Here is a 26259-nt window from a genome sequence, read left to right as displayed (position 1 = left end):
CAACAGGACTCCCCTCCTCTCTCCTAGGCCCGCATCCTAGGCTCCGCTGCCGCCGCAGATCGCGGGGTCCGAATTTTCGTTCGATCTCGGAAACGCAACGATCAGGCAGGCGCGATCGCGGCCATGGCCGTTGCGGGCGCGGCCATTCAAGCCAGCTCGCCCCCGAAATGACGTGGACATCTATGACGACGACGTCACCGGTCTTCCGCGCGCCGTTACCCCTGATACGCAAACAGTTCGATGGGGTCGCTGAAGCCGCGCACCTCGTGTTGGCCGACATGCTCCAGCTCGAACTCCCGCTCCACCAGCTCGGCGAAGGCGCGCGACAGCAGCACCGTTCGTCCCAGCTGCTTGGTCAGAGCCTCGAGGCGGGAAGCCATGTTGACGGCGGGGCCGATGACGGTGAAGTCGAGCCGGCTGGTCGAGCCGATATTGCCGTACATGACGTCGCCGACATGGACGCCGATGCCGTAATTCAGCGGCGCGCGGCCGGTCCCGTTGTTGCGCTCGTTCAGCGCGGCCATGGCCTTGCGGGCTTCGGTCACGGCATGCAGCAGGTTGGCGCAGGCATCGGGCTGGCTGAGCGGGAAGATGGCGAGCAGGCCGTCGCCGATGAATTTGAGGATCTCGCCGCCATGCCGCGCGATCGGCTCGGACATCGCGTCGAAATAGTCGTTGAGCAGATCGATGACGTCGTCGCGCGGCCAGTTGTCGGAGATTTTTGTGAAATCCCTGAGATCGCAGATCATGATCGCGGCGCGCACCGTCGTGCCGGTGCCACGCCTGGTGGCGCCGGCCAGGATCAGCTCGCCGGCATGGGAGCCGACATAGGTTTCGAGCAGCGTGCGCGCCAGCCGGTTCTTGACGCGGATCTCGCTGACCAGCGCCAGCACCGGCAGCAGCTTCTTCAGGCCCGCGATGTGCGCATCGTCGAATCCGCCGGGCCGGTCGGTCGCGAAGGTGACGATATGGCGCTTGCCGAGCGTGTGGTAAAGCGGCCAGGCCACATAGTCGGTCAGGCCTCGCGCCCGCATCTCGTCATAGAGGGCGTGCTTGCGGCCGAGCGAGGAATCCTGCTCGAGCCGCTCGCGCACCTCGGCGGCGCCGTCATGGATTTCGTTGGCGGCGCTGCCGATATATTCGGATCGCTCACGCACGTCATAGTCGACGCGCGCAATCTCCGCTTCGCGCATCCCATCTGACCACATCATGCGGGCCCCCAGCCATTGTGGGTGATGGATCAGGATGTGAAGCGTCGATCGCTTGAGCGGGATGCCCGCCTGCTGGAGGCGGACGCACATCTGCGCGAAGATAATGTCGAGGAAGCGCTCGTCGCGCGTGCCGTTGGTCAGCCAGTCGACGACGCTGTCGGCTTGCGTGGGGGCGTGGTTGTCTGGCGGCGCGTCCATATCCTGCCCCTTTGAGCGGCGGTCTGCATCGAGCAGATATCGTGCTCCGACGCGGCGGCGTCAACCTGGCCAATTGCCCGGTTTGTGCGCAGCGGCTTGGCGGGACAGTCGCCGTCTAGCCGACGATCCGGATCGATCCCAGCACCGCCAGACCCGATGCGAGCGCAAGGCGCGATGGCTCGGTGAGCTCGATCTTCAGCGTGCCGCCGCCAGGAATGGCAAAATGCGCGTCGCCAAGACGGATGCTGCAATCGTCCCGAACCGCGTAAACCAGATGCGTGCCGGCAAACAACGCTCGATCGCCGGGCTCCCTGAGCGCTTCGAGCTCGATCTCCGCAGCACCCCGCCGCGCCATCAGGTTCACGACCTCGACGGGACCCGCCTCGAGCTCGGTGACGATCGCGAGCTCGCCGGCAAAACGCACCGTGGTGAACGGCTCGCGCTCGTCGAATTCCTGCGTGGGCGACTTCAGCACCAGCCCGCGCCCGCCTACGATCATCTGGAGCCGGTCGATGCCGGGCATATGGGAGAACGGACCCGGCGCCACAATCGGTGTGCTGGCGAAGCGCCAGAGCAGGCTGTCCCAATCCTTCACGGGCGCGCCAGCGCGATGGGCATCCGCGATATCGGTGAAAATGCCGCCGCCGTTCTTCCAGGGCGAGCGGGTGTAGTGTTCGGATTTGAGCAGCGTGGTTTTCATGTCCGCATCATGCCCGTGATGGGCCGACTTTGCCAACCGGTTTGGCAAATAACGCGCGCCGATTCCGAGCGCCTGCCATCAGACCTTCGCTTCGGAGCCCGCCGGTCAGCTCGTTGAGCAACGCGTTTGCTACTTCGTCGTCAACGCTGCGACCGGACGCCAGGAGTCATCGGGTGCAGCGGCGGACAATTTCCGACAGCGCTCGCGCATCAGCTCGGCTGGACCATCGCGGCCGCGCTCAGACAGCACGGCTTCGAAATCGGCGAGCGCGGCAGTAAACCGGCGTGCGCGGTAATGGGCAAGTCCCTGCGCGTAGTGACCGACCCAGGCGGGAGGTTCGTTCCCGATGCCATCCTCCCCGACGAGCCCGATCAGCTCATAGACCGAAAATCCCTCCTCGCGTCCGTACACGGCAATGCTGTCGATCTCGCGCGTGATGATGGCGCCGCGGGCCAGACGTTCGGTTGCCTCGCCGATCAGGATTTGCGTGCCGTAGGATTTGTTGGCGCCCTCGAGACGGCTGGCAACGTTCACGGCGTCGCCAATCACGGTGTAGTTCAGGCGCAGCTCCGAACCGATATTGCCGACCAGCATATGGCCGGAATTGATGCCGATCCGGATCTGGAGCGGCTGGCCGAGATCGTCGGCAAGGCCAGAGGCGTCGATTGCTCTCCGGCAGCCGAGTGCCGCGCGGCAGCATCGCAGCGCGTGGTCGGACTGCGGCTGCGGCGCGCCCCAGAATGCCATCACGGCATCGCCGATGAACTTGTCGATGGTGCCGCCGTTGGCGACGATGACCTCGGAGGCGAGGTCGAGGTAGCGCGACAACAGCGGCACCACGCGGTCGCCGAGCCGCTCCGACAATCCGGTGAAACCGGCGATATCGATGAACATCACACTGAGCACCTGAATGCTGCCGCCGGGTTTGGCCTCGACGCCTTGACGCAGCAGCGAACGGACGAGATCGGCCGGGATGAACTTACGGAACGCGGAGAGGCCGGCTGCCATTTCGGCGATCGCGCCCGACAGGCTCGCGATCTCCTTGAGACGCGACGGATGGCGGCGGACCTGCTCGAGCGCGAAAGCCTCGACGTGGCGGAGCTCGCCCACGACACGCGACAGCGGCGCGGCAATGACGGAGCGCGCCAACATTGCCGATGCCAGCGCCGCCAGCACGGCGCCGATTGCGAGGCCGAGGATCAGGCGACGCAGCGTCGCCTCGACCGGTCCGAGAAACTCGGCCTCCGGGATCACCGTGGCGAGCGACCAGCCGTGAAAAGGCAGCGGCGCGAGCGCGACTTCATAGGCCGCGCCAGCGGACGTCAGCCGGCTGCGCGAGGCCCGCTTGCGGCCCTCGTCGCCTGCCGCCGCGAGCGCCAGCCGCGCCAATGGGAGCAGCTTGGTATCGCCCTTGGCGGGATGCAGCTCGTCGGCGTCCTTATCCGGTGCGGCGACCAGCTCACCGCTATCATCGATGATGAAGGCCGTTCCCGTCCGCCCGACCTCGAGCTGCGACAGGAAGCGCGCGAGCCGCGTATATTCGATCATGATCGCGAGCACGCCCTGCCGCTCCTGATAGACGTCGATCGGTCCTGCGAAGGCAATCGACGGCCGCTCGCCGGTGGGATGGTCCATCACCCTGAACCATTGCGGCTCCTCGGCCGCGAGCCCAGCCTTGAACCAGGTGCGGTCGGCGACGCGAAACTCGGTCGGCTCGAAACGGCGATTGGCGAACTCGATATCGCCGGGCACCACGTCATACTCGTCAACGCGCCGCTGGCCCGCATGGTCGGTCAGCGATATCTCCATCATCTCCAGACGGCGATCGCCGAGCTTATGCGCGGAGAAGAAGGAGCCGTCCGGCCAGCCGAAGGCGACCCAGGAGATCGTCGCCTGCGACTGCAACTGCGAGAGGAACACGAATTCCCGCTTGTCGGCCTCGCGGGTGTCGAGCACGTTCTGGAGGAACAGGGTGCGGATTGCCGTGTGCGCGGCGCGCGCCTCGTCGACGATGGCCGAGACCTCCTTGCGGACCGCCGCGACGATCTGCTCGTTGATAGTCGAAGCAAGCTGCCGGCTGGTCGCCTCCGCCGTTCGCCACCACAACAGGCTCGACAGCGCCGCGGTCAGCAGGATCGCGGCCAGGACCAGGGCCGAGACGGCCAAGCGAATGCTGACCGTCAGCCTGGCGATCGCGCGAAGCTGCCGTCCAGGATCGACGTTCATGGTTGTTTCCGCCTTCGGCCGCGCACGGCTCCTATCATTGCTCTACGCAGGCTTCCGCCGTTCATTACCTCTGGCAGGCCCAATCGATCGCAGCCAATGCTCTCCCGCTAATGTCTCGATAGCGCCAAGGCATTGGATTTGAACGGCCGCATGCCCGCTAATCCTGACCCAAGCGCACCTGTGGTGCGCCAGATCCAAACGGTCTCACGGATTCGTGAGCAGCTTCGCGGTAACGCGGGCTGTGCGCGGAGCGAAGCAGACCATGCGCCTTCGCCTGCCCGGGCGATGCTATCTCGAACAGGAGAAACTCCGATGTCTGCCAAGCATGTCGTCACGTCGATCGTTCTCGCCGGCGCGGTATCAACCGCCCTCGCCACCCTTGCCGCCGCCGGCCCGCTGACCAAGGCGGAGGGCGATGCGGCCATCGCCGCCAAGAAGGAAAAATGCTTCGGCGTCGCGCTGAAGGGCCAGAACGATTGCGCGGCGGGGCCGGGCACGACTTGCCAGGGCACCTCGACCGTCGACTTCCAGGGCAACGCCTGGAAGTTCGTGCAGGGCGGCACCTGCTCCGGCATCGAGCTGCCGAACGGCAAGAAGGGTTCGCTCAAGCCGGTCTAACGCGCGGCGTCGCGCCCACGACAATATGGAAAAGCGGAGGAGACCATGACGACGGCAATCGTGCCCGACGTGTCGGCGGTGCCACTCCGCTACTCCGCTCCCATCGGCGGCGTTGCCGGGACGAGCTTCAAGCCCGAGCACCTCCAGGCCATCCTGAGCGCGGACCGGCAACGCGGATTCTTCGAGGTGCACGCCGAAAACTACATGGGCGCGGGCGGCGCGCCCCATCGCGCGCTGGAGGCGATCCGCCGCGACCATCCGCTGTCGCTGCACGGCGTGTGCATGTCGATCGGTGCACCCCAGCCGCTCGACAAGGCGCATCTGGCCCGCTTCCGAGGCTTGGTAGCTCGCTACCAGCCGGCGCTGGTCTCCGAGCATCTTGCCTGGTCGACGCATGACACCAGCTTCTTCAACGATCTTCTGCCACTGCCTTACACCGAAGCGACGCTGGCTTGCGTCTGCGACCACATCGACCAGGTGCAGAACGCGATCCGCCGTCCGCTGCTGCTGGAGAACCCGTCGACCTATGTCGCCTTTCGCGAATCGTCGATGAGCGAGACCGATTTCATCCGCGCCATTGCCGAACGCACCGGCTGCGGGCTGCTGCTCGACATCAACAACGTCTTCGTATCCGCGACCAATCACGGATTTTCCGCGCTTGAGTATCTCGCGGAGTTTCCGCTGTCGCGCGTCGGAGAGATCCACCTCGCCGGCCATGCTGAGCAGGCGGACGACGAAGGCGACCTGCTGCTGATCGACAGCCATGACGGCCCGGTCGCGGATGCCGTGTGGAAGCTCTACGAGATCGTCATCCGGCGCCGCGGCGGCGTGCCGACGCTGATCGAATGGGACAGCATGATTCCGGACTGGCCGGTCCTGCAGGCGGAAGCCACCGCAGCACAAGCGATTCTGGATCGTTACGGCCCGGCCGCGCTGGTGGGAGACCGTCATGCCGCCTGAGCAGGATCTATCCTTTGCCGCCGCCTTTGCGCGGGGCCTGCTGGACCCCGCGCGGTCGGCGCCTGCGATCGTGGCGGGTCCCAACGGCAAGGCCGCCGGCAAGCGCTACGCCGTCTACCGCAACAATGTCACGGTGAGCCTGATCAGCGCGCTCGCTGCGATTTATCCAGCGGTTCAGCGCATCACCGGTCCTGATTTCTTCCGTGCCATGGCGCGCTTCCACATCCGCAGCAGCCCGCCAACTTCGCCGCTGCTGTTCGAATATGGCCGCGAGTTTGCCGACTTCATCGCAAGATATGAGTACGCGCAGACAATGCCCTGGCTTGCCGATGTCGCCCGCATCGAGCGGGCTTGGCTCGATGCCTACCATGCGCAGGACGCCGCGCCGCTGTCGCCCGCCGGGCTCGCAGCCGTCGCCACGGAGCGACTGGCCGATCTCGTCTTCGTCCCGCATCCGGCGCTGCGGATCGTGCGCTCGTCATTCTCGGCGGTGACGGTCTTTGCCGCCAACCGCGACGACGCACCGCTTGAGCGCATCGACGCATCTACGCCGGAAGACGCACTGATCACCCGGCCCGAATTCGACGTCATGGTGCGGCGCCTTCCGCCCGGCGGCGCAGTGTTTGCCGAACGTCTGGCGTCGGGCGAACCACTCGGCGGGGCCGCTGCGTCGGCGCTGGATGCATGCCCCGATTTCGATCTCACTTTCAACATCACCGGCCTGATCGAGGCTGGCGCGTTCACTTCGCTTGTTCTCGGAGACGCACGATGATCACCGACCAACGCATGACCGCAGGAAGCGGCCTGCCGTCACTCGGGCTGCTGCTCGACAAGGCCAACGATCTGATACGGACGATTGCCGCGCCCTCGCTCGTTCAGCTCGTGCTGCGCGCGGCGCTTGCCGTTCCGTTCTGGCGCTCGGGCATCCTCAAGTGGGACGGCTTCCTCAGACTCAACGACACCGCGGTGGCGCTGTTCAGCGACGAGTTCATGCTGCATCTGCCCGGCGGGCCCTATCACTTTCCTGCGCCGGCGGTGCTGGCCTTTCTGTCGGGATGTGGCGAGATCATGTTTCCGATCCTGCTGGTGCTGGGTCTCGGCACACGGTTCGCCGCGCTCGGATTATTGTTCATGACCGTCATCGTCGAGCTCACCGTGCCCGACGGCTGGCCGCTTCACCTCACCTGGGCGGCCATGGCACTCGCTCTCATGGCTTACGGACCCGGGCATATCTCGCTCGACCATCTCATCTGTCGCGCGCGATCGCACGCGCGATAAGACGCTGCCGGCCTCACATCCCGCTCAGGCCGCTGTCGACCGCGAGCGTCTGCGCGGTGACGTAGACGCTTTCGTCCGACAGGAAGAACAGCACCGCATAGGCGATGCAGCAGCCGGCCCGGATCACGTCTTTGCTGGCGCGGCGACGTGGCGATCCGTGCTAGCTTGAATCCCGTGTCCAGACCTTCAGCGAGGCAAGCATGTCCGACACTGACAAGGTTTTCGCCGGCTCGGTCCCAAAGCTCTACGACGAATATCTCGTCCCGATGATCTTCGCCGAGTATGCCGACGACATCGCAAGTCGCGTCGCCGCACTTTCGCCCTCGGTCCTACTCGAGACCGCCGCAGGCACCGGCGCCGTCACGCGCGCGGTGACGGCAGCGCTGCCGCCCGGCATCCGCTACGTTGCAACCGATCTCAACGAGCCGATGCTGGCGATCGCAGCGCAGCGCCAGGGTGAGGATCCCCGCGTTTCATGGCGCCAGGCGGATGCAACCGCTCTTCCCTTCGGCGACGCCGAGTTCGACGTGGTCTGCTGCCAGTTCGGTGCCATGTTCTTTCCGGACCGCGTCAAGGGCTATTCAGAAGCAAGGCGCGTCTTGAAGCCGAGCGGCACGTTCCTCTTCAACGTCTGGGACCGCATCGAGGAGAACGTGTTCGCCCACGATGCAACGATGGCCCTCGGCAAGTTGTTTCCCGATGATCCGCCTCGTTTCATGGCCCGGACACCGCACGGCTATTTCGACCAGACGATCATCCGAGCCGATCTCGAACGCGCAGGTTTTGGCAACGTCTCGATCGAAACGCGGGCCAACATCAGCCGCGCGCCAACGGCGGACCACGTGGCGATCGCATACTGTCAGGGAACGCCGCTACGTGGCGAGATCGAAGCCCGGGATGCGAGCAGGCTTCAGGCTGCGACCGACGCCGTTGCCGAGGCGATCCGAATCCGCCACGGGTCAGGGCCGGTCGAAGCCAAGATCCAAGCGCTAGTGATCACGGCGCGCCGCATCTGATGACTTCGGCGTCCATCACGTACGGTCCCGGCGCGGTGGCGCGCCCGCTTACCACCAATTCCGCTGCATCGGCTGCGTCGATTGATAGTACTGGTACTGGCCACGCTGCCGGCGCGGATTGACCGGTTGCACATACGGGTCGCGCTGCTGGAAGAAGAAGAAGCCGTTGCCGCCATTGTCCCAGCCGTCATCGCTCGCGATCATGGCCGGCGCGGTCGGCTTGCGCGTGATGAAGCCGCCCTGCGGCTGGTTGCTCAGCACCGCGACGAATTCGGTGCGGTAATTGGTCTCGCTGCTCAGCGGTTCGTCCGAGATGATGATTGACGAGCGCGGCAACGCGGTCGGCGCGATGCGGTCGAGCACCTCCTGCGGGATGGTGATCCGGTCGAGCGCGTTCCTCGCCCCGTCGCCGTTTTCGATCGTGACCACGCTCCAACGCAGGCCCATATCGGTCTTCGCCATCGCCGTGAAGATGTGCGTGCCGAGCGGCAGGTCGGGATTGCGGATCGTGACGGGGACCTCGATGCTGGTGTCGAACACCTCGCCGCCGCCGTCGGGCGCCGGCTTGTGGGTATTTCGCCGCACATACAGCTTCTGCGTCGCGCGGCTGATGTAGACCGAGACCGGCTCGAGCGCGAGCTTTGCGTCGGTCGCCGCCTTCACGACGTCGGCCTTCCTGGTCGCCGCCGCCTTGGCGGCCTCCTTGGTGGCGGCGGCGGCGTCGCGCTTCGGCTGCGCGGCGGTCTTGGCAGCATCGAGCTGCGTCGCGGCATCCGCCGCCTTGGTGGCGGCCTTCTGCTTCAGCTCCTCGGCCTTGGCGCGGGCCTGATCGGTCTTTGCGTTCGCGAGCGACTTGTCGGCGAAGGCGAGCTCGGCGTCAGCGCGGGCCTTCTGCTGGTCCAGCTTGCGCAGCGCCGCCGGGAGCGAGGCGGCTTCTTTCGCCGCGGCCGATGCGGCCTTCTTGGCCTCGTCGGCGGCCCTCGTGGCCTCCTCGGCCTCGACGGAGAGCTTGTCGGCACGGCTCGGCGCCGCCGCCATGGCCTCCCGCTTCGGCATGAATAGCGAGGGGTGAGAGAACTCAGTCGGGACCGCATCGTCCGGCGAGATGATCACGCGCATCCCGATATACGTCTTTTCGAACAAATTCTCGGCAAAGCCGAACGGCATCCGCACGCAGCCATGCGAGGCGGCATAGCCGGGCAGCGGCCCGCCATGCAGCGCGATGCCATTCCAGGTGATGCGCTGCATGTTCGGCATCCAGGCATCGTCATACATGGTCGAATGATGGTCCTTGTCCTTCTCGATGACGGCGAAAACGCCGGCCGGCGTCTCGCGTCCCGTGGTGCCGGTCGACACCGGCGCGCGCAGGATCCAGCCGTCGGCGTCGTAGAAGGTGACCTGCTGGCTCTTGATCGACACGATCGCCATGATTGGCTCGCCGGCCACGCGCGGCGCCACCGCCTCGGCCGCCTGGCGGGGCTGCTTGGCCGCGGTCGCCGGGGCCACCGCTGCCAACGTGGCCACTGCCGCAAGCGCAATGATCCCGGCAGGCCCCCGACGCCGCATCGCCCTGGTGGATTGCGCCGTCGTCGATCGGTTTTTCATGCCATCCTCGGTCGAACTGCCAGTCTGCCGGTGTCGCTCAAATGTCAAATTGCGCTCTTTGACTTAAGAATTCGCAGCCGCCTTACGTTCCCTCTGTGGCGAGATTCGGCACGTTCCGGCGACAATCTCTCATATATGACGGTTCGCACAGGCGGAAGGCGGCCTCCGGCCGAAGCTGGCCCGAAGCTGGCCTCGATCGCTGCGGCAGAATGTCCGGATCGGGTGCCCGGGGCCGGCGTCTGGCGGCGACCGCGCCCACTGCGCAACTAGACGCCCAGCGCCTTCCGGTTGAACGTTCGCAGGAGGCGCAGTGACAACGTTCGCACGTTCGCAACGTTCATCAGCCACGCCGCGGCAGCGTAAGCGAGGCCACCGGCGAGGCTCACGACGATGAGCGACCCAGGACCGGTGCCTTCCGCCTGCGATCGCGCGATCAGGATCGCGGCCGCCATCGCCGCAGCGGAAGCGGCAACAGCGGCGAGGCGGTTGAGGTCGAACGGGACCGGGTGGGCGCGATGCATCAGGACGACGGCAACGAGGAAGCCGATCGCCTCGGTCGCGAAAGTCGCCAGTGCCGCACCGTAGAGCCCGTAGCCGGCGACCAGCGCGAACATCAGGATGACGCTGACGACCAGCGTGAGGAAGGACTGTGCCGCCAGCATGAAGGGCCGTTCGGCGAGCTGGAAGCTGATCTGGACATAGAACTGATTGGCAATGCCGAAGAAGCGCGCGAGCACCAGGGTCGGCAGCAGCGCGGACACACCGGCGCGGAAGTCGACGCCGACCAGCGTGCCGGCGACCTGGTCTGCCGCCAGCGCGAGCCAGACCGCGACCGGCGCGACGACGACGAGCAGCAGCTCGAGGCTCTCGGTCAGCCGCTCCCGCGTCACCGCATCGTTCTTCTCGGACAACGACCGAAACACCAGCGGCACGGTGGCCGCCGCGACGCTGGAAGCGATCATGACCATGAACTGGCGCGGGAGGTCCGCGGCGACGCCAAAAATGCCGGCGGCATCCTTGCCTAGCAAATAGGCGACGATGAGGCGGTCGCAGGCTGAGTAGACCGCAACGGAAAGCCCGGCCAGCGTCAATGGCAGGCCATAGCGTGCGAGCTGCATGAACTGGCTGCGCTGGAAGCGCGCGATCTTGGTGCGGTCACCAACCAGATTCAGGATGATGCCGGTGAGCGAGCCCAGGCCGAATGCCGCGAGCAGCCCCAATCCACCCCAGCCGAGCCAGATGCCGGCGAGGCCAAAGCCGACGCTCGACACGCTGCGCACGATCGAGATCGCCGCGAACCGGTAGGGCCGCAGCTTGGCGCGCTCGAATTCCTGGCCGACATCGACTGCATTGGCCATGATCGCGACGAACATGCTGGCGAGCAGCAACTCGACGCTGACGTCGCTGCGGAACAGGAAGACCAGCGGAGTGGTGGCGCAGAGAACCGCGGCGGTCAGCGCAAAGGCGACCATGACCGTACCGCGAAAATCCACCTCCGCAGACATCGCCTGATAGCGCGATACCGACAGCTTGATCCAGGCGAAGAAGATCGCGCCCAAGATTCCGGCAAGGCTGATGCCGACGACATAGACGCCGTACTCCGCCGGCGTCAGCAGCCGCGTGTAGGCCGTGACCGCGAAGAACCCCACCGCCGCCGGCAGGATGTAGGCGACGAGATAAATGGAGAAATGACGGTTCAGCATGCGGACTGGGACCGGTTGCGGCCGTGAGGATTAACGAAGCGTTAAGACACTTGGACTTTGCTGGAACAATCGAACTGCGCCGCTGGGCTTCGGCAAGATAGCCGCATAAGCCTGCAAATCGGACCGCGAATGAAGCGTTCGCGCGGTTATCGCGCGTTAGCGTTAAATTTGCCCTGTCCTTGAAGGGGCCGGCGGGATCACAGAAAAGAAGCAATGATAGCGAAACGTCGCCCGACTCCTCCGATGCGCTGATGTGACTGACATGGACGTTGCCGAACGAACACGGGCGAAGCCGACCTCTCGGCCGCATCGCGGCGCTGACGCGCCGCTGGTTCCGGCGACCCCAGGCATGACTGGCGGCGACAGGATGGTCCTCAACCTCTTCTTCGAGGAACGGGACGACCGCTGGTTTCCCGGTGACCGCCACCTCCGGCCGCTGCTGCGGCGCTTGCTGCTGGGCAAGTCCTACATCAGCGGCCAGCGGCGCGTGCTCCTCAATCTGTGCGCAGGCCTCGATCGGCTCGGCATCCGCTATCGCGTCAACGATTATCGCTACATCCAGAAGCATCCCGAAGAACTGGCCTGCATCATCGGCCGGCCGTTCGTGCTCGACTGGTTCAAGTGGAAGAACCCGCTGCTGCTCGGCGTCGCCATGTACGACCACCCGATCGATGCGCCGGAGAGTCTGAAGGACCTCGACGTAAAGCGCGTGCTGGTGCCATGCGCCTGGTACGCCGATATGTTCCGTCCGCACTGGCCCCACGTCGGCGCCTGGCCCGTCGGCATCGAGACCGATTTGTGGACACCAGCGCCAACCGAGAAGAGCGTCGACGTGCTGCTCTATGACAAGGTCCGCTGGGATTACGAGCGGTACGAGGCGGAGCTGATCGAGCCGGTCCGCAGGTATCTCGAAGCGAGCGGCCGCTCCGTCGAGGTGATCCGCTACGGCCACTACAAGGAAGACGACTACAAAGCGGCGCTAGCGCGTTGCCGCAGCATGGTCTTCCTCTGCGAGCACGAGAGCCAGGGCATCGCCTGCCAGCAGGCGCTGTCGAGCGGTGTCCCTGTCTTTGCCTGGGATCGCGGCGGGCCGTGGCAGGATCCGAAATATTTCCCGAACAAAGTGAGGTACCAGGGCGGCGTATCCTCGGTGCCTTATTTCGATGCGCGCTGTGGCATGACCTTCACCGATGCTGACGGCTTCAGATCCGGCTGGAACGGCTTCTGGTCGCAGGCTAGCGCCGGCGACTTCGCGCCGCGCGACTATGTGCTGGACAATCTGACGCTCGAGAAGGGCGCGCTTCAGTATTACGAGATCGCCGAAGCGGCAATGCAGAACCACGCGTGACGAGGCTCGACAGACGCGAATTCCTGCTCGGTAGCGCCGCAACGCTCGCAGCGGGCGCATCCGCGTCAGCAGTGCCGGCCTCGAAACGTGCCCAGCGCCGCCCGGGCTATGGCGCTGCGGCCACGCTGTGGGACCTGCAAGCCGATCCGCGGCTTGGGGACGCCATCAGCACCTATTGCACGCAGGTCGTGCCGGTGCTCGAGCTGAAATGGCCGATGCTGCGGCCGGACGCGCACACCTTCGCCTTCGAGCGCGCCGACGCGATCCTGGATTTCGCGCGAGACAACGATCTGACGATGCGCGGCCACGCGCTCGCCTGGTATCACGACATTCCGGACTGGACCAAGCAGATCAAGGACGGCAAGGACGTCGAGCGCGCCTTCGTCGATCACATCGGCACCGTCGTCTCCTATTACAAGGACAAGCTGACGTCTTGGGACGTCGTCAATGAGCCGATCCCGGACAATCCGAAGAAGATCACTGACCGGCGCGATACGTTCTGGACACAGCATCTCGGCGAGCGCTGGATTCCGCTGGCCTTCCGTACCGCCGCCGCGGCCGACCCCTTCGTCAAGCTCGCGATCAACGAATACGACATCGAATCGGCCAAGGACTCCTTCACCGCCAAGCGCGCAGCGTACCGTAACCTGATCATGGATTTGCTCGACCAGGGCGTTCCACTCCACGCCGTGGGCTTGCAATCGCATCTGCATGCCGAGCTCGAGATCGACACGCACGGGCTCGCCGAATTCGTCACCGAGCTGCGTTCCTGGGGGCTCGAGGTGCTCGTCACCGAGCTCGACGTCGACGACCAGAAGCTGACGGGAAGCCCGGCGGAGCGCGATGCCATCGTCGCCAAGCGCGTCGACGATCTGCTGACGGCCATTTCAACCAGCGGACCGGTGCGTTCGATCCTGACCTGGGGCATCTCGGATCGCTACAGCTGGATCAACGGCACCTTCGCCCGCAAGGACAAGCAGCCGAACCGTCCTCTGCCGCTGGACGGCGAGTTCAAGCCGAAGCCGTTCATGGACGTGATCAGCAAGTTCACGAAGGATGCTTGAGCGCGCTATTGTTTGAGCATGATCTTTCCGGAAAACCGCTGCACACTTTGCGCGAACGCGGCCCCTCGGGTCGGGATCATGCTCTAGCGCGTCTTCGGCACCTCGAATGCGGCCACCTCTCCCATATGATCGGGCGACAGGCTCGGCGCGCGCCGGTCGCGCGAATTCAACCGGAACACATCGCGGATGTCGTCGACCGAGGTCGACGAATAGGACTGGATGCAGAGCGCGACCTGTTCGGGCGAGGCGGCACGCATCATCGCTTCGATGGCCGGACGGTCGAGGCGCGTGTCGTCCCAGTGCGAGACCGCGATGCTGTCTTCCGTGACCTGGTGAGTGGCCAGGTGCGCGGGCGAGCTCGCGACGAAATGGCCATAGAGCAGGTACTCGGAAAATTTCTTCTTGCGGCACAGCGCCAGGGCCCAGTTTAGCCCCGTCGCCGCCTTGATGGCGCCGGTCATCGCGCGCGCGGTGTCTCTGTCCCACACCAGCGCGTTGCCGACATAGTCGTCCGCGGGGAAGGACCGGTCGTTCACGCCAAGGAGCTGATCGATCGTGCGCAGCCACAGGGCGTGCAGCGGCGCATCGGCAGCGATGGCCTTCGGCGTGACGAAGAGCGGCGTCTTCTCACCGCCGGCGTATTGGCCGACGTCGAATTCGCGGAAGAACAGATTGTCCGAGTCCAGGATGCAGACGCGCTGCTCCGGCGCGTTGAGGACGCCGGCGATCTTCAGGATCTGCTGGATGTGCCAGCCGTGCACCGGTGACGAGAGCAGCGAAAGCCAGACGCGCCGGCTGATGAACTGGAGGGCCGGCGGCAGCGCGAAGAGCCATTTCGGCAGGTAACGCGAGGCCGGGACGATGACGCGCTTGTCGGAACCGAACCGCTCGAACAGCGGCACGTCCTCATCGTTAACGAGAACATAATGCCGCGTGTATCCCGAGAGCCAGGTGTCGATGCTCTCGCTGAGCAGCGAAAAGCGCTCGATATCCTTGGCGTAGCTGGCGGTCAGCAGGGCAACGGAATGCATGGGCGCGCTCGAATGGCAGTCAGGCCGCAGTCATAGCCGCGTCAGGGCGCGTTGGATACGTCCATTCGCAATCAAGGTAAAATGAAACGAAGTATTAGCCATCCGCCGGCAGCCCCTGTTCGAGTCTGCGAAAGCGCAGTGGCGCCAGTGCGGAAGCGCGCTGCCACCAGTCGGCGACGCGGTCGTCGAGGGCGGACACGCCGCGGCCCTGACCGGGAAAGATCCGGATCTGCTGCACCGCCTCGGCCTCAAAACCCCTGCCCTTGCGCGTGATCTTGAGGGCGGCTCCTTCACGGTCCCGCTGCGTCAGCGGCACCAGGAGGCGGCCGCGCGGACGGAGCTGCTCGAGCCAGAGTGGGTGCGGGTGCGTGAAACCAGCGTGCACGATGATGACGTCGGCGGGTTCGCTGATCTTCTCACATCCATCGCCATGGACCACCTCGACATTGCGATAAGCGCGGAGGTGACCCGCAGCGCGCTTCGCAAACCGCTCGTCGCATTCGATTGCAAGCACCCTGCCCTTTGGGCCGACGATCTTCGACAGCACCGCGGAAAAATAGCCGAGCCCACAGCCGATCTGGACCACCCGGTCCTTCTCCCCGACCTCGAGCACGTCGATGAAGTGCGCCCACAGGCTCGGCAGCCCGGTATCAAGCCGGCGGCGCGCGTCGATCGCGACCAGCACATTGTCGTAGAGATGTACGGGATCGGCGTCCGGCGTCAGCCGATAGCTGCGCGACGTCGCGCTCTTGGTGCGCCAGGGTCCCCTTGGCAGAAAACCCTCGCGCGGGACGGTGGCGAGCGCTTCGAGCAAGCGCTGCGAGGCAATCCGCTCGCGCTTTGCGATTGTCTCCACGTAACGCGCACGCGCTGCGGCAAGATCGCTCATGTCAAGGGGCGGCCTGCTCGCGGACGAGCGCGTCCGCACCGAGCTCGTCGACCAGCTGCATCGCCTGCTTCAGGTCCGGCGTGTAGAAACCTTCGCTGAACTTGCCGACGATGGGCACGAGCAGGAGCCTTGCGTGCTCGCGCCTGCCGGCCTGGTGCGACAGCCGCGCGAGGCTGACGGCGGTACGAAGCTCCCAGGACAATGCGCCCTGCTTGCGCGCGGTCTCCAGCGACAGGGCGAACATATCCTCGGCCTCCCGCACTGATGCCGGGTCGCCGTCCGACAGCGTGATCTCGCCTTGCAGGCGATAGACTTCGGCGAGGTAGGAGTGATCGCCGGTTCGTCTTGCGGTCGCGAGCGCACCATCCAACGCGCGCAAGGCGGCATCTCGCATCCCGACTTTGGCATAGGCCTCCGCGAGCAGGCAGCGGAACCAGCAGCCGGCGAGCCAGGAATCCATCGCCTCATACTCGTCGAGGCCGAAGCGCATCTGGCTGAGGCCTTCGTCGGCTTCGCCGAGCTGAGCCACCGCCCAACCGCGCAGGATCGCCGCCTGCTGCTTCCAGTGCAGGAAATTGTGCTCGGTGGCGATGATCATAGCGCGGTTGGCGTGATCACGCGTGCCCTCGACGTCACGCAGATGTTGGCAAAGATAGGCGCCGAACATGAGCGCGAAGGCGAGGGTGAAGGGATGGCGGATCTTCTCGGCGTTCGCGATCGCCTGCTCGCTGTGCTGGCGCGCCGCGTCGGGACGGCCGAGGAACCAGAGGAGATAACCGAGATAGGAGAGCGAGACGACGCCGGGATCAATGCCGTGACGCTCCATCAGATCGGAGTGCAGATCGGGGCTGTAGAGGTTGATGCAGCGGTGCAGGTGATGCTGGGCGGCAGCAAAGCGGCCGCGATAGAGCATGGTCATCGCGATCGCGCGGTGCGCCTCGATCAGATAACCGGTTTGCTGCGACGGCTGCGCCCGCTGGTTCAGCCGCTCGCGCTTGGCGAATCTCAACAATTCGACGCTGAGATCGTGCGCGCGCGTGAGATCGGCGCGGATGAAATGGCACACCCAGAGCCCGCGCGTGGCGGCGAAGGTCTTTTCGTCGTCGTCGAGCTGCTGGCCGAGCTCGAGCGCGCGGATGTAGTTCTCCTCGACCTCCTGCACGGCATAGCCCTTGGCGGCGATCAGCGCGTTGCCAAGTGCGATCCGCAGCTCGAGCTCCATCTCGTCGGCGCCCTGCATGCGCGCATTGGCCTGCACGACGCTGAGGCCGCGCCGCAAATGACCGATCGCTTCCAGATTGGCGCCGCTCTTGGCCGCCTGCTTGCCGGCCTTGAGCCAGAAGCTCGCGGCGCCCTCGCTCTGGCCGGATTCGGTCAGGTGATGAGCGAGCAGCTCCGGTTCGCGCTCGGTCTTCTCCGGATACATCTCGGCGAGCACCTGGGCGATCCGGGAATGCAGCTTGCGGCGCTCGCTGTGCAGCAGGCTCGCATGCGCGGCGTTCTGGATCATCACGTGCTTGAAGGAGTAGAGCGCGTCCGGCGGATGGCCGCGGCGCATGATCAGGCCCGCCTGCTCCAGATGATTGAGCGCGGCTTCGATCTGCTCGGCGGGCGTGTTGGCGACCGCGTGCAGCGTCTCGTAGGAAAACTCGCGGCCGATCGTGGCGCCGATCTGTGCGATCCGCTTGAACGGTCCCATCCGGTCCAGACGCGCCATCAGCGAGTCCGTCAGGGTCGCCGGGATCGCGAGCTGCCGCCACGGGCCCGACAGCACGTAGCGCCCATGCCGCTCGGTCAGGAGGTTGGATTCCAGAACCGTCTTGGTCAGCTCTTCCAGGAACAGCGGCACGCCGTCGGTCTTGACGATGATCTCCTCGACGACTTCCTTAGGCAGCTCTCGTCCGGCGACGCGCTCGACCAGCGTCGTGCGCAGCTGCCGGCTCAGACGGTTCAGCACCAGGGTCGTGACATGCGAATGCGCGTTCCAGCTCGGCTGGAATTCGGATCGCGCGGTGATGATGACCAGCATGGGCCGGTTCTGCACCCGGTCGACCAGGAGGTCGATCACCTCGCGCGAGGTAGGGTCGATCCAATGCAGATCCTCGAACACAATCACCAGCGGCATCTCGCGCGCAAGGCCCAGGAAGTGATTGACCAGCGCCGCGACGGTCGCATCCTTCTGCTGCTGCGGCGAAAGGTCGAGCCGCGGATAGCGGTCGCCGGTCGGTATCGACAGCAGTGCAGCAAACAGCGGCGCGACCTGCTCGACGTCGCCATGCGCAGCGGAGATCGCGGTTTCCAGACTCGCCAGCGACTGCGCGGACGCATCCTCGCGGTCGAGACCGAGAGAGAATTTGAGCTGCTCGACGAACGGATGGAACGCCGTGGAGGTGTAGTAAGGCGAGCACTGAAGCGAGACTTGTCCATGGCGATCGCCGGATATCCGTTCGAAGATTTCCTGGATGATGCGCGACTTGCCGATGCCGGGCTCGCCGAACTTGACGACGACCTGGCCGTCGCCGTCCTTGACCTGCTGCCAGCGCCCCATCAATAGCGCGATCTCCTCCTCGCGGTTGACGAGCGGCGTCAGCCGCGTGCCCATGGCGGCGGCAAACCGGGTCTCCACCCGCGAGGCGCGCATCACGTGCCAGGCTTGCGTCTTCTCGGAGATGCCCTTCAAGTCATGGACGCCGAGATTGCGGTAGTCGAACTTCCCCTTCAGCAGCGCTTGGGTCGAGGCAGAGATCACGACGCCGTTGGGCGGCGCCAGGCCTTGCAGGCGCGCGGCGAGATTGACGGTTTCTCCGACCGCGGAATCGCGCTCCTCGGTGCCCTGCCCAACCAGATCGCCGACCACGACGAGACCGGTCGCGATCCCGATGCGGACGGCGGGCGAGTGGCTGAGCGCACCGCGTGGCTCGGTCGCGCGCGCGCTCGACAGCACTCGCACGATCTCGAGTCCGGCGCGCACCGCGCGCTCGGCGTCGTCCTCATGAGCGGTCGGATAACCGAAATAGACCAGGATACCGTCGCCGACGAAACGGGCGGCAAAGCCCTCGTAATGCTTGACCACGCGGACACAGGTTTCGCGGAAGCCCGCGATCATGTCGCGCACGTCTTCCGGATCGAACTGAACCGAGAGCGAGGTGGAATCCACCATGTCGCAGAACATGGTGGTGAGCTGACGCCGTTCCGCGCCAACCTCCGCCCGCGCTTGCGGAGGCGCCACTGCCGCCGACGGCTCCGCCGTTTCAGCCTGGAATAGCGCCGACATGGCTCGCTGAAGCCGCTTGCGATCACCGAGCGGCAATCCGAGCTCGACTAGATCCGACTCGGTCAGGTCCGCCACGACGTCGAGATCGAGACGGTGCTGCGCGAACAGATCAGTGTAGTGGCCGAGACCGATACCCTCGAGCCAGCGCTTCAGCCCGCCCTCCGTTCCCGTATCCGGCTCGTTCTCCAGCATGGTGATTTCTGCCCGACCATCACTCCGTCCTAGGGCTTTGGACCCCTCAACCACAGATTTTGGGGCCCGAACTTCACCTCAGACTGGACGCGTTCCCTAACTCCTGGAAAGAATAGCTCAATCAGATCAAAAGGGAATGGCGTTGTCGGACATTGCATCCGGAGCGAAACGGGAATCGGAAGGCGTAGGCGCCGAAATCAGGTCCTTTGCCGATATCGGCGGCGTCCTCGACTTCCATGCGCGGAAGATGCCGGCGGCACCCGCCCTCCTCGCCCCGGGCCGGCCGGCCCTCAGCTACGGCGCACTGGGCGAATTGATCCAGCAACTTGTCCGTACCTTACGTGGGCTCGGCATCGGTCCCGCAGACCGTATCGCCGTCGCGCTGCCGCGCGGCGCCGACAGCGCACTGGCATTGATCGCGGTCGCCTCGAGCGGTGCCTGCGTCCCCATCGATCCCGATCTGACCGCGGACGAGCTGCAGCGCTATTTCAGCGAACTGAAGCTGACGGCTCTCGTGACTCGAGCCGACATGAACTCGGCGAGCCGCGACGTCGCCAGGGCGCTCGACATCGCGGTGATCGATTTCGTGCCGGGGCCGGTGAACGATCTCGCCGGCTGCGCGTTCATCGGGCCGACGATCGGGCCGGCAAATGCCAGCGGCACCTCGCGCGGCGACGACGATGCATTCATCCTGCTGACGTCAGGTACGGCGGCGCGGCCGAAAATGGTGCCGCTGACGCATCGCAATGTGTGCCTATCCGCCCACAATGCCGGCCGCGTGCTGTCGCTCACGTCGCACGATCGTCTGCTCAATGTCCTGCCGCTGTTTCACGCCCATGGTCTGATCTCCGGCCTGCTGACAGCTCTGACCGCAGGCTCCAGCGTGATCTGCACCGACGGTTTCGACGCCTCGTCCTTCTTCAGTTGGATGCGGGAGCTGCAGCCAACCTGGTACACGGCGGTGCCGACCATTCATCGCGCGCTGCTGACGGCAGCGGAAGCTGATCCGGACCGCGTCCGGCCGTCGTCCTTGCGCGTGATCCGTTCGGCCTCCGCCTCGCTGGCGCCGGCGATCCTCGAAGGGCTGGAGGCGACGTTCGGCGTTCCCGTGCTCGAGACCTACGGCATGACCGAGGCGGCCTCGCAGATCGCGGCCAACCCGTTCGAGCTACGCAAGGTCGGATCGGTCGGCCGCGCGGCAGGCCCGGAGATCGCGATTATGGACGAGACGGGCCGCGCAGTCGCGAGCGGCACGCATGGCGAGATCATGCTGCGCGGCCCCAGCATGAGCCGCGGCTACTATAATGACGCGGCGGCGACAGAGGCCGCGTTCCGCAACGGCTGGTTCCGGACCGGAGATCTCGGCTATCTCGACGCCGACGGCTACCTCTTCATCGTTGGCCGCATCAAGGACGTCATCAACCGCGGCGGGCAGAAGATCTCGCCGCTGGAGGTGGAAGAGGTCCTGCTCAGCCATCCGGCGGTGCTGGAGGCGGGCGTGTTCGCTGTCCCGCACGAGAAGCTCGGTGAGAACGTTGCGGCCGTCGTGGTGCTGCGACCGAATTCCGAGGCGAGCTCGGAGCAGTTACGCCAGTTCGCGCGAAAGCGGCTCGCGCCCTACAAGGTGCCGAGCCTGATCCGCAGCGTCACCGCGCTGCCGAAAGGCGCCAGCGGCAAGGTCAAGCGCAATGCGCTGGTCGATCTGATCGCAACAGTAGAGGGCGGCGACGAGGCCCGGCTGCCGCGCAACGCGCTAGAGACCCAGCTCGCCGCGATCTGGGCCGGTCTATTGGAGCTGCCGCAGGTCGGCGCCGATCAGGACGTCTTCGCGCTCGGCGCGGATTCGCTCGCGGTGACGCAGATGCGCTCGCGCCTGCGCGAACGCTTCAACGTCGATTTCTCCTTCGAGGACATTTTCGACTGCGCCACGGTCACAGCTCTTGCGGCCCGGCTCGAGACCGCCGCAGGCCACCGCGAGGCGGCGCTGCCGGCATGGCGCAAGGCCATAGACGCGGACGCACCGCTGTCGTTCCAGCAGCAGCGGATGTATTTGCTCTCGCGGCTCGATCCGACCAACTACAATTACAACGTCGCCGAAGTCGCGCTTCTCAAGGGCCCGGTCGACGTCGCGGCGCTTTCTGCGGGCCTCGCGGCGATCTGCGTGCGCCACGAGGCGCTGCGCTCGGTTTTCATCGAACGGCAGGGCGAGCCGGCGCAGCTTGTGCTGCAATCGCCACTGCAGTTCGAGCGGATCAAGCTCAAGCCGTGCCCTGCGGACAAGCGGACCGCAGCGATCCGGCGCGAGGCGCTCAAGCTCGCGCAACATCCGTTCGATCTTTCGCACGAACCGCCGCTCAAGGTGACGCTGCTGTCATTCGACAAGACGAGCCACGCGCTGGTGGTCAACGTCCATCACCTCGTCACCGACGGCTGGTCGCAACGGCTGTTCTGGGAAGAGCTTGCCGCCCATTATGCGGCCGCGCACAAGAGGAGCGCCGCCGCGCTGCCGCCACCCGCCTTCCAATATCGCGACTTTGCGCTGTGGCAGCAGAGCTGGGCGCAGACGCCGGCGGCAAAGGAACAGCTCGACTATTGGCGAACCCAGCTCGACGGCGTCACCATGCTGCCACTGCGAACCGACCGACCGAGGCCGGAGATCTGGAGCGGCCACGGCGCCCGTCGCTATCTCGAATTCTCAAAGACTCTGTCGGCCGATCTGCGCACGCTGAGCCAGAACCAGGGCGTCACACCGTTCATGACGCTGCTCGCCGCGTTCCAATGCCTGCTGTTCCGCCACACCTCGCATGAGGATGTCGCGACGGGATCGCTGATCGCCAATCGCAACCAGATCGAAAGCGAGCGCCTGATCGGGCTGTTCGCCAACACTCTGATCCTGCGCAACGATTTCAGCGGCGATCCGAGCTTCGGCGAGATGCTGCGGCGGGTGCGGCAGGTCACATTGGACGCCTACCGCAACCAGGATCTTCCAATCGAGGAAGTGTTGCGCGCGCTCCAAGTCGCGCGCCGCAGCGACGGCAATCCGCTGTTCCGGGTCATGTTCATCCTCCAGAACGCCTCGATCGAGGCGGTGCGCTTCCCGGGCCTCTCGACGCGGCGGCTGGAAGTCGATCCCAAGGTGGCGCGCTTCGACATCACGCTCGAACTGGTCGAGGCCGACGGCCGTTTCACCGGCTTCTTCGAATACGCCACCGATCTGTTCGACGCGGCGACGATCGACGGCATGGCGGCCCAGTTCAAGACCCTGCTCAAGGCGGCCATCGCCAATCCGGAGCAGCGCATCTCGCGCCTGCCGCTGCTGACCGAAGCCGAACGCCGCCAATTGCTGGCGAAAGGCCGGGGCGTGCCGGCCAATTTCACCACGCGCGGCAATTTGAGCGAACGCTTCTACCGCCAGGTCAGGACGACACCGAACGCTATTGCGGTGTCGGACGGACGCACGTCCCTGAGCTATCGCGAGCTGGCGCGCCGCAGCCAGGCGGTCGCGCGCTGGCTGACCCGCGAGGGCGTTGGTGCCGAGAGCGTGGTCGCCTTGCTGGCGGAACGCGGGCCCGACCTGCTCGCCGCGATGATCGCGGTGCAGCGCGTGGGCGCGGCCTTCCTCAATCTCGATCCCGACCAGCCGACGGCACGGCTCGCGACCATCCTCGGATCGAGCTGCGCCCGCGTGCTGCTGACCGGGCGGGCCCAGTCCGCCATGGTCGAGACGCTGCTCGATCCGCTGGTCGAGCGCATCCATGTGGCCGAGGTCGAAGACGTGATCGCGTTAGAGGCGACCAAGCCGGCCCGCGCCGCACCGCGCGCCGCCGCGAGCCTCGCTTATCTCGTCTATACCTCCGGGTCCTCCGGCACGCCGAAGGGCGTCATGATCGAGCAGCGCGGCCTGTCGAACCATCTGGCCTCGCTCATCTCCGAGCTCGGGCTCACGGCCAGGGACGTGATCGCGCAGACCGCGCCACAGAGTTTCGTCATTTCAGTCTGGCAGTTCCTCGCCGGTCCCATGGTCGGCGCCCGCGTGCATATCTGCGGCAACGCGACCGTGCGGGACCCGATCCTGCTGGCGCAGGAGATCGCGCACGAAGGCATCACGGTGCTCGAGATCGTTCCCTCGCTGTTGCGGGTCGTCGTCGAACGGATGAACGAGGCGCAGGTCCAACGCGCCTTCTCCAAGTTGCGGCTGCTGATCTCGACCGGAGAGCCGCTGCCCGTCGATCTCTGCCGGGCCTGGTTCGCCCGCTGCCCGAAAGTGCCGCTGATCAACGCCTATGGCGCGTCGGAATGTTCTGACGACGTCTCCCTGCATCGCCTGACCAAGGCCCCGGCAATCGCGACCGGCAACGTTCCGGTCGGCGCGCCGCTGCCGAACACCCAGCTCTACGTACTCGACGCAAGCCTCCAGCCGCAGCCGGTCGGCGTGACCGGCGAGCTCTTCATCGGCGGCGCCGGCGTCGGCCGCGGCTATATCAACGATCCCGCCCAGAGCCGGCTGCGTTTCATGCCCGATCCGTTCTCGCGCCGGGCGGGCGCGCGGCTTTACCGGACCGGCGACCTCGCCCGGCGCCGCGCTGATGGCACGATCGAATGCCTCGGCCGCGCCGACCATCAGGTCAAGATCCGTGGCTACCGGATCGAGCTCAAGGAGATCGAGAACGTACTTGCCGAGCATCCGAGTGTGCACGCCGGCATCGTCGAGCCGCGTCGCGAGGCGAGCGGCGATATCAGGCTGATCGCTCATATCGTCGCAAGGCCCGGCAGCACCAGCAGCGCCAGCGAGCTGCGCGAATTCCTGAAGAGCCGGCTGCCGGGCCATGCCATCCCGTCCGCATTCCTGTTCCTCGATCAGGTGCCGCTCAATGCCCACGGCAAGCTCGACCGGTCTGCGCTGCTGGCGCCGGCGCAGCAGGACGTGTCCGGACCGGATGCGGCCGTACCGGCGCGGCGCTTCACCGAAAAGGCGATCTCCGACATCTGGATCGACCTATTGAAGGTCGAGAGCATCAGTGTGACCGACAATTTCTTCGATCTCGGCGGCCATTCGCTGCTCGCGGGACAGGTGATGGCGCGCGTCGCACGTGCGCTCGGCGTGTCGCTGCCGATCAAGACCATCTTCGAGGCCGCGACGATCGAAGAGCTGGCCCGGCAGGTCGACGCGGCCGTAGCGGCGAAGCCGCGCAAGCCTGCCGCAAGCGGGATAAGGCAAACTGAAACGAGGCTGGCCGACCGCCGTCCTCCGACGCTCTCGATCGCGCAGGATCAGATGCTGCGGATCGAGCAGAACCTGCCGGGGCTGCCGCTGTTCAACCTGCCATTCGCCTTCCGCCTCAAGGGCCCACTCGATCGGGCCGCCCTGGCGCAGGCGATCGATGATATCGTCCGCCGGCACGAAGCGCTTCGAACCAGTTTCGACTGGAACGGCGAGGGGCCAGTCAGCCACATCGTCGCGCCCGGCACCCTCGGCCGCGTCCTGACCAATGAGGTCATCGGCGATGGTCTTCCCCACAACAACAAGCGACGCAGGGCCCTGGAGCTCAGGAAGATCGATCTCCTGATCGAGCAGGAAACCTATACTCCGATCGACACCACGCGCGCGCCGCTGTTGCGCGCCCGGTTGTTGCGACTCCACGACAACGATCACGTGCTGCTGCTGACGCTGCATCACGCCATCGTCGACGGCTGGTCGATCGGCGTGCTGTTCGAGGAATTGTCGAACCGCTATGCGGCGCTGGCCGGATATCCGTCGGTGCCGCTGCCGAAACGAGCGCCAGCCTTTTCGGACGTCGCGCGCTGGCAGCGCTGGTGGTGCGGCACCGACGCGGCCCGCCGCCAGCTCGCCGACTGGACCGAGAATTTGCGCGGCGCGGCCCCGCTCTTCGATGGCGAATCAAGACCGGGTGCATCCACCGGGCATCATCCGGTGAGCCTCGAGCGTGAGCTGATCGGCCGGCTCACGGCGTTCGCCGGCCGGCATAACGCTACGCTGTTCATGTGCCTTCTCACCGGCCTGAAGGCGCTGCTGCTGTCGCGGACGAGCCGCACCGACATCGTGGTCGCCACCGCCATGGCCAATCGCGTCCAGCCGGACACTGACCGAATCGTCGGCCCGTTCGAGAACACGGTGATCGTCCGCACCAAAATCACGCCGGAGCTGTCGTTCGTGCAAGCCTTGGCGCGGGTGCGCCAGAGCGTGCTGGACGCGCATGCCCGGCAGGAGCTGCCGTTCAACATCCTGGCCGACCATCTCGAGCAGGAAGGGGTAGATCCGGCCTCGCTGCTCCAGGTCTACTTCACCCTGCAAAATCCGCTGCGCCAGCCGCTCGATCTGCCTGATCTCGCGACAGAATCGATCGGCAACATCGCTCGCGAGGGCCAGCCGGTGCTGCCGATCGACCAGACCTGGCTGTCACTGATGCTCAAGGAACGCCCGACCGGAATCACTGGTTCATGCAATTACAAGCGGGAGCTGTTAGACGGCCGCATGGTCGGCGCCTGGATGGAGGATCTCGTCGCGTTGTTGGCGGCGGCGATCGCCGAGCCCAGCGCGCCTCTCGGCAAATTGCTCGACCGCAGAGCAGCCTGATTTCAAGCCGGAGGAAAACGCCGGCTCGTCGAAGCTGTGAATGATCCAGTTGCATCTTGATTATTTGGCGCCACCGCGCAAGATTGTTCGCGGGCTTTGATTTGCACGATTATTTTCAACCGGGGAAATGTTATGGGTTTCATCAAATTTACGAAGAAGACCTCGCTCAGCGAGGAGGACCGCAAGGCACTGCGAGAGCTGCTCAACTTCGAGAAAGACAAGCTCAAGGTCGCGCTGAAGGATGTCGACGATAGCCTTAAGGCTCTGCGCGGGGCCAAGAAGAAATCCAGGAAGAAGAAAAAGTAAGCGTCGGCCGGGGACGCCGCACGATTGTTTAAGAATCGACCGCTC

The 26259-nt window shown here is 65.5% G+C and carries 17 protein-coding genes and 1 pseudogene; 9 read left to right on the top strand and 9 right to left on the bottom strand.

The annotated features are described in order from the left end of the window. Positions 1–215: 215 nt before the first annotated feature. From LRP30_RS08585 to LRP30_RS08575, 3 genes are all read right to left on the bottom strand, one after another. Complete coding sequence (locus LRP30_RS08585; RefSeq protein WP_249760020.1) at positions 216–1409, bottom strand: adenylate/guanylate cyclase domain-containing protein; 1194 nt, start codon at positions 1407–1409, stop codon at positions 216–218. Between the two features lie 115 nt (positions 1410–1524). Next, complete coding sequence (locus tag LRP30_RS08580) at positions 1525–2109, bottom strand: HutD family protein (RefSeq protein ID WP_249760019.1); 585 nt, start codon at positions 2107–2109, stop codon at positions 1525–1527. Between the two features lie 129 nt (positions 2110–2238). After that, a complete protein-coding gene (locus LRP30_RS08575) occupies positions 2239–4335 on the bottom strand; it encodes an adenylate/guanylate cyclase domain-containing protein (RefSeq protein WP_249760018.1) in 2097 nt (698 codons plus the stop codon). Positions 4336–4647: 312 nt separating this feature from the next. Between LRP30_RS08575 and LRP30_RS08570 the strand changes: the two genes are divergently transcribed. The 4 genes from LRP30_RS08570 to LRP30_RS08555 are packed head-to-tail and all read left to right on the top strand — an operon-like array spanning position 4648 to position 7191. Continuing rightward, positions 4648–4953 (top strand): DUF2282 domain-containing protein, encoded by a 306-nt coding sequence (locus LRP30_RS08570; protein ID WP_249760017.1) that lies wholly within the window; start codon positions 4648–4650, stop codon positions 4951–4953. Positions 4954–4998: 45 nt separating this feature from the next. Next, positions 4999–5913 (top strand): DUF692 domain-containing protein, encoded by a 915-nt coding sequence (locus tag LRP30_RS08565; protein ID WP_249760016.1) that lies wholly within the window; start codon positions 4999–5001, stop codon positions 5911–5913. Continuing rightward, positions 5903–6685, top strand: a complete 783-nt coding sequence (locus tag LRP30_RS08560; protein WP_249760015.1) for a DNA-binding domain-containing protein — start codon at positions 5903–5905, stop codon at positions 6683–6685. Before LRP30_RS08565 ends, LRP30_RS08560 begins: the two co-directional genes overlap by 11 nt. Beyond that, complete coding sequence (locus tag LRP30_RS08555; protein ID WP_128935857.1) at positions 6682–7191, top strand: DoxX family protein; 510 nt, start codon at positions 6682–6684, stop codon at positions 7189–7191. Before LRP30_RS08560 ends, LRP30_RS08555 begins: the two co-directional genes overlap by 4 nt. A 13-nt stretch (positions 7192–7204) precedes the next feature. Here the strand turns inward: LRP30_RS08555 and LRP30_RS08550 are convergent. Then, a pseudogene (locus LRP30_RS08550) lies at positions 7205–7297 on the bottom strand (oxidoreductase); the annotation flags it as partial. A 94-nt stretch (positions 7298–7391) separates the two neighbouring features. Here LRP30_RS08550 and LRP30_RS08545 point away from each other — a divergent pair. Then, on the top strand, positions 7392–8207 hold the full coding sequence (locus LRP30_RS08545; protein ID WP_249760014.1) for a class I SAM-dependent methyltransferase: 816 nt from the start codon (positions 7392–7394) through the stop codon (positions 8205–8207). A gap of 48 nt (positions 8208–8255) precedes the next feature. Here LRP30_RS08545 and LRP30_RS08540 read toward each other — a convergent pair whose 3' ends face one another. Beyond that, a complete protein-coding gene (locus LRP30_RS08540; protein WP_249760013.1) occupies positions 8256–9812 on the bottom strand; it encodes a L,D-transpeptidase in 1557 nt (518 codons plus the stop codon). A 266-nt stretch (positions 9813–10078) separates the two neighbouring features. After that, a complete protein-coding gene (locus LRP30_RS08535; RefSeq protein WP_249760012.1) occupies positions 10079–11515 on the bottom strand; it encodes an oligosaccharide flippase family protein in 1437 nt (478 codons plus the stop codon). Between the two features lie 262 nt (positions 11516–11777). Here LRP30_RS08535 and LRP30_RS08530 point away from each other — a divergent pair, with 262 nt between their 5' ends. Next, positions 11778–12863 carry a glycosyltransferase family 1 protein gene (locus tag LRP30_RS08530; RefSeq protein ID WP_249760011.1) on the top strand — a complete coding sequence of 362 codons (1086 nt, stop codon included), beginning with the start codon at positions 11778–11780 and terminating at the stop codon, positions 12861–12863. Further along, positions 12860–13927, top strand: a complete 1068-nt coding sequence (locus tag LRP30_RS08525) for an endo-1,4-beta-xylanase (RefSeq protein WP_249760010.1) — start codon at positions 12860–12862, stop codon at positions 13925–13927. Before LRP30_RS08530 ends, LRP30_RS08525 begins: the two co-directional genes overlap by 4 nt. Positions 13928–14010: 83 nt before the next feature. Here LRP30_RS08525 and LRP30_RS08520 read toward each other — a convergent pair whose 3' ends face one another. The 3 genes from LRP30_RS08520 to LRP30_RS08510 form a co-directional block, all read right to left on the bottom strand. Continuing rightward, positions 14011–14958 carry a DUF6492 family protein gene (locus LRP30_RS08520; RefSeq protein ID WP_249760009.1) on the bottom strand — a complete coding sequence of 316 codons (948 nt, stop codon included), beginning with the start codon at positions 14956–14958 and terminating at the stop codon, positions 14011–14013. 94 nt (positions 14959–15052) lie between these two features. After that, entirely contained in the window at positions 15053–15847 is a 795-nt protein-coding gene (locus tag LRP30_RS08515) for an rRNA adenine N-6-methyltransferase family protein (RefSeq protein WP_249760008.1), read from the bottom strand. Between the two features lies 1 nt (position 15848). Continuing rightward, positions 15849–19313 (bottom strand): AAA family ATPase, encoded by a 3465-nt coding sequence (locus tag LRP30_RS08510; protein ID WP_249760007.1) that lies wholly within the window; start codon positions 19311–19313, stop codon positions 15849–15851. Positions 19314–19449: 136 nt separating this feature from the next. Here LRP30_RS08510 and LRP30_RS08505 point away from each other — a divergent pair, with 136 nt between their 5' ends. Together LRP30_RS08505 and LRP30_RS08500 are read left to right on the top strand one after the other, a co-directional pair. Continuing rightward, entirely contained in the window at positions 19450–25908 is a 6459-nt protein-coding gene (locus tag LRP30_RS08505; protein WP_249760006.1) for a non-ribosomal peptide synthetase, read from the top strand. A 132-nt stretch (positions 25909–26040) separates the two neighbouring features. Continuing rightward, a complete protein-coding gene (locus LRP30_RS08500; protein WP_164934413.1) occupies positions 26041–26214 on the top strand; it encodes a hypothetical protein in 174 nt (57 codons plus the stop codon). Positions 26215–26259 lie beyond the last annotated feature (45 nt).

The organism is Bradyrhizobium sp. C-145, assembly GCF_023375135.1.
Lineage (GTDB): Bacteria > Pseudomonadota > Alphaproteobacteria > Rhizobiales > Xanthobacteraceae > Bradyrhizobium > Bradyrhizobium zhanjiangense.
This window is presented reverse-complemented; position numbering and strand designations above follow the sequence as displayed.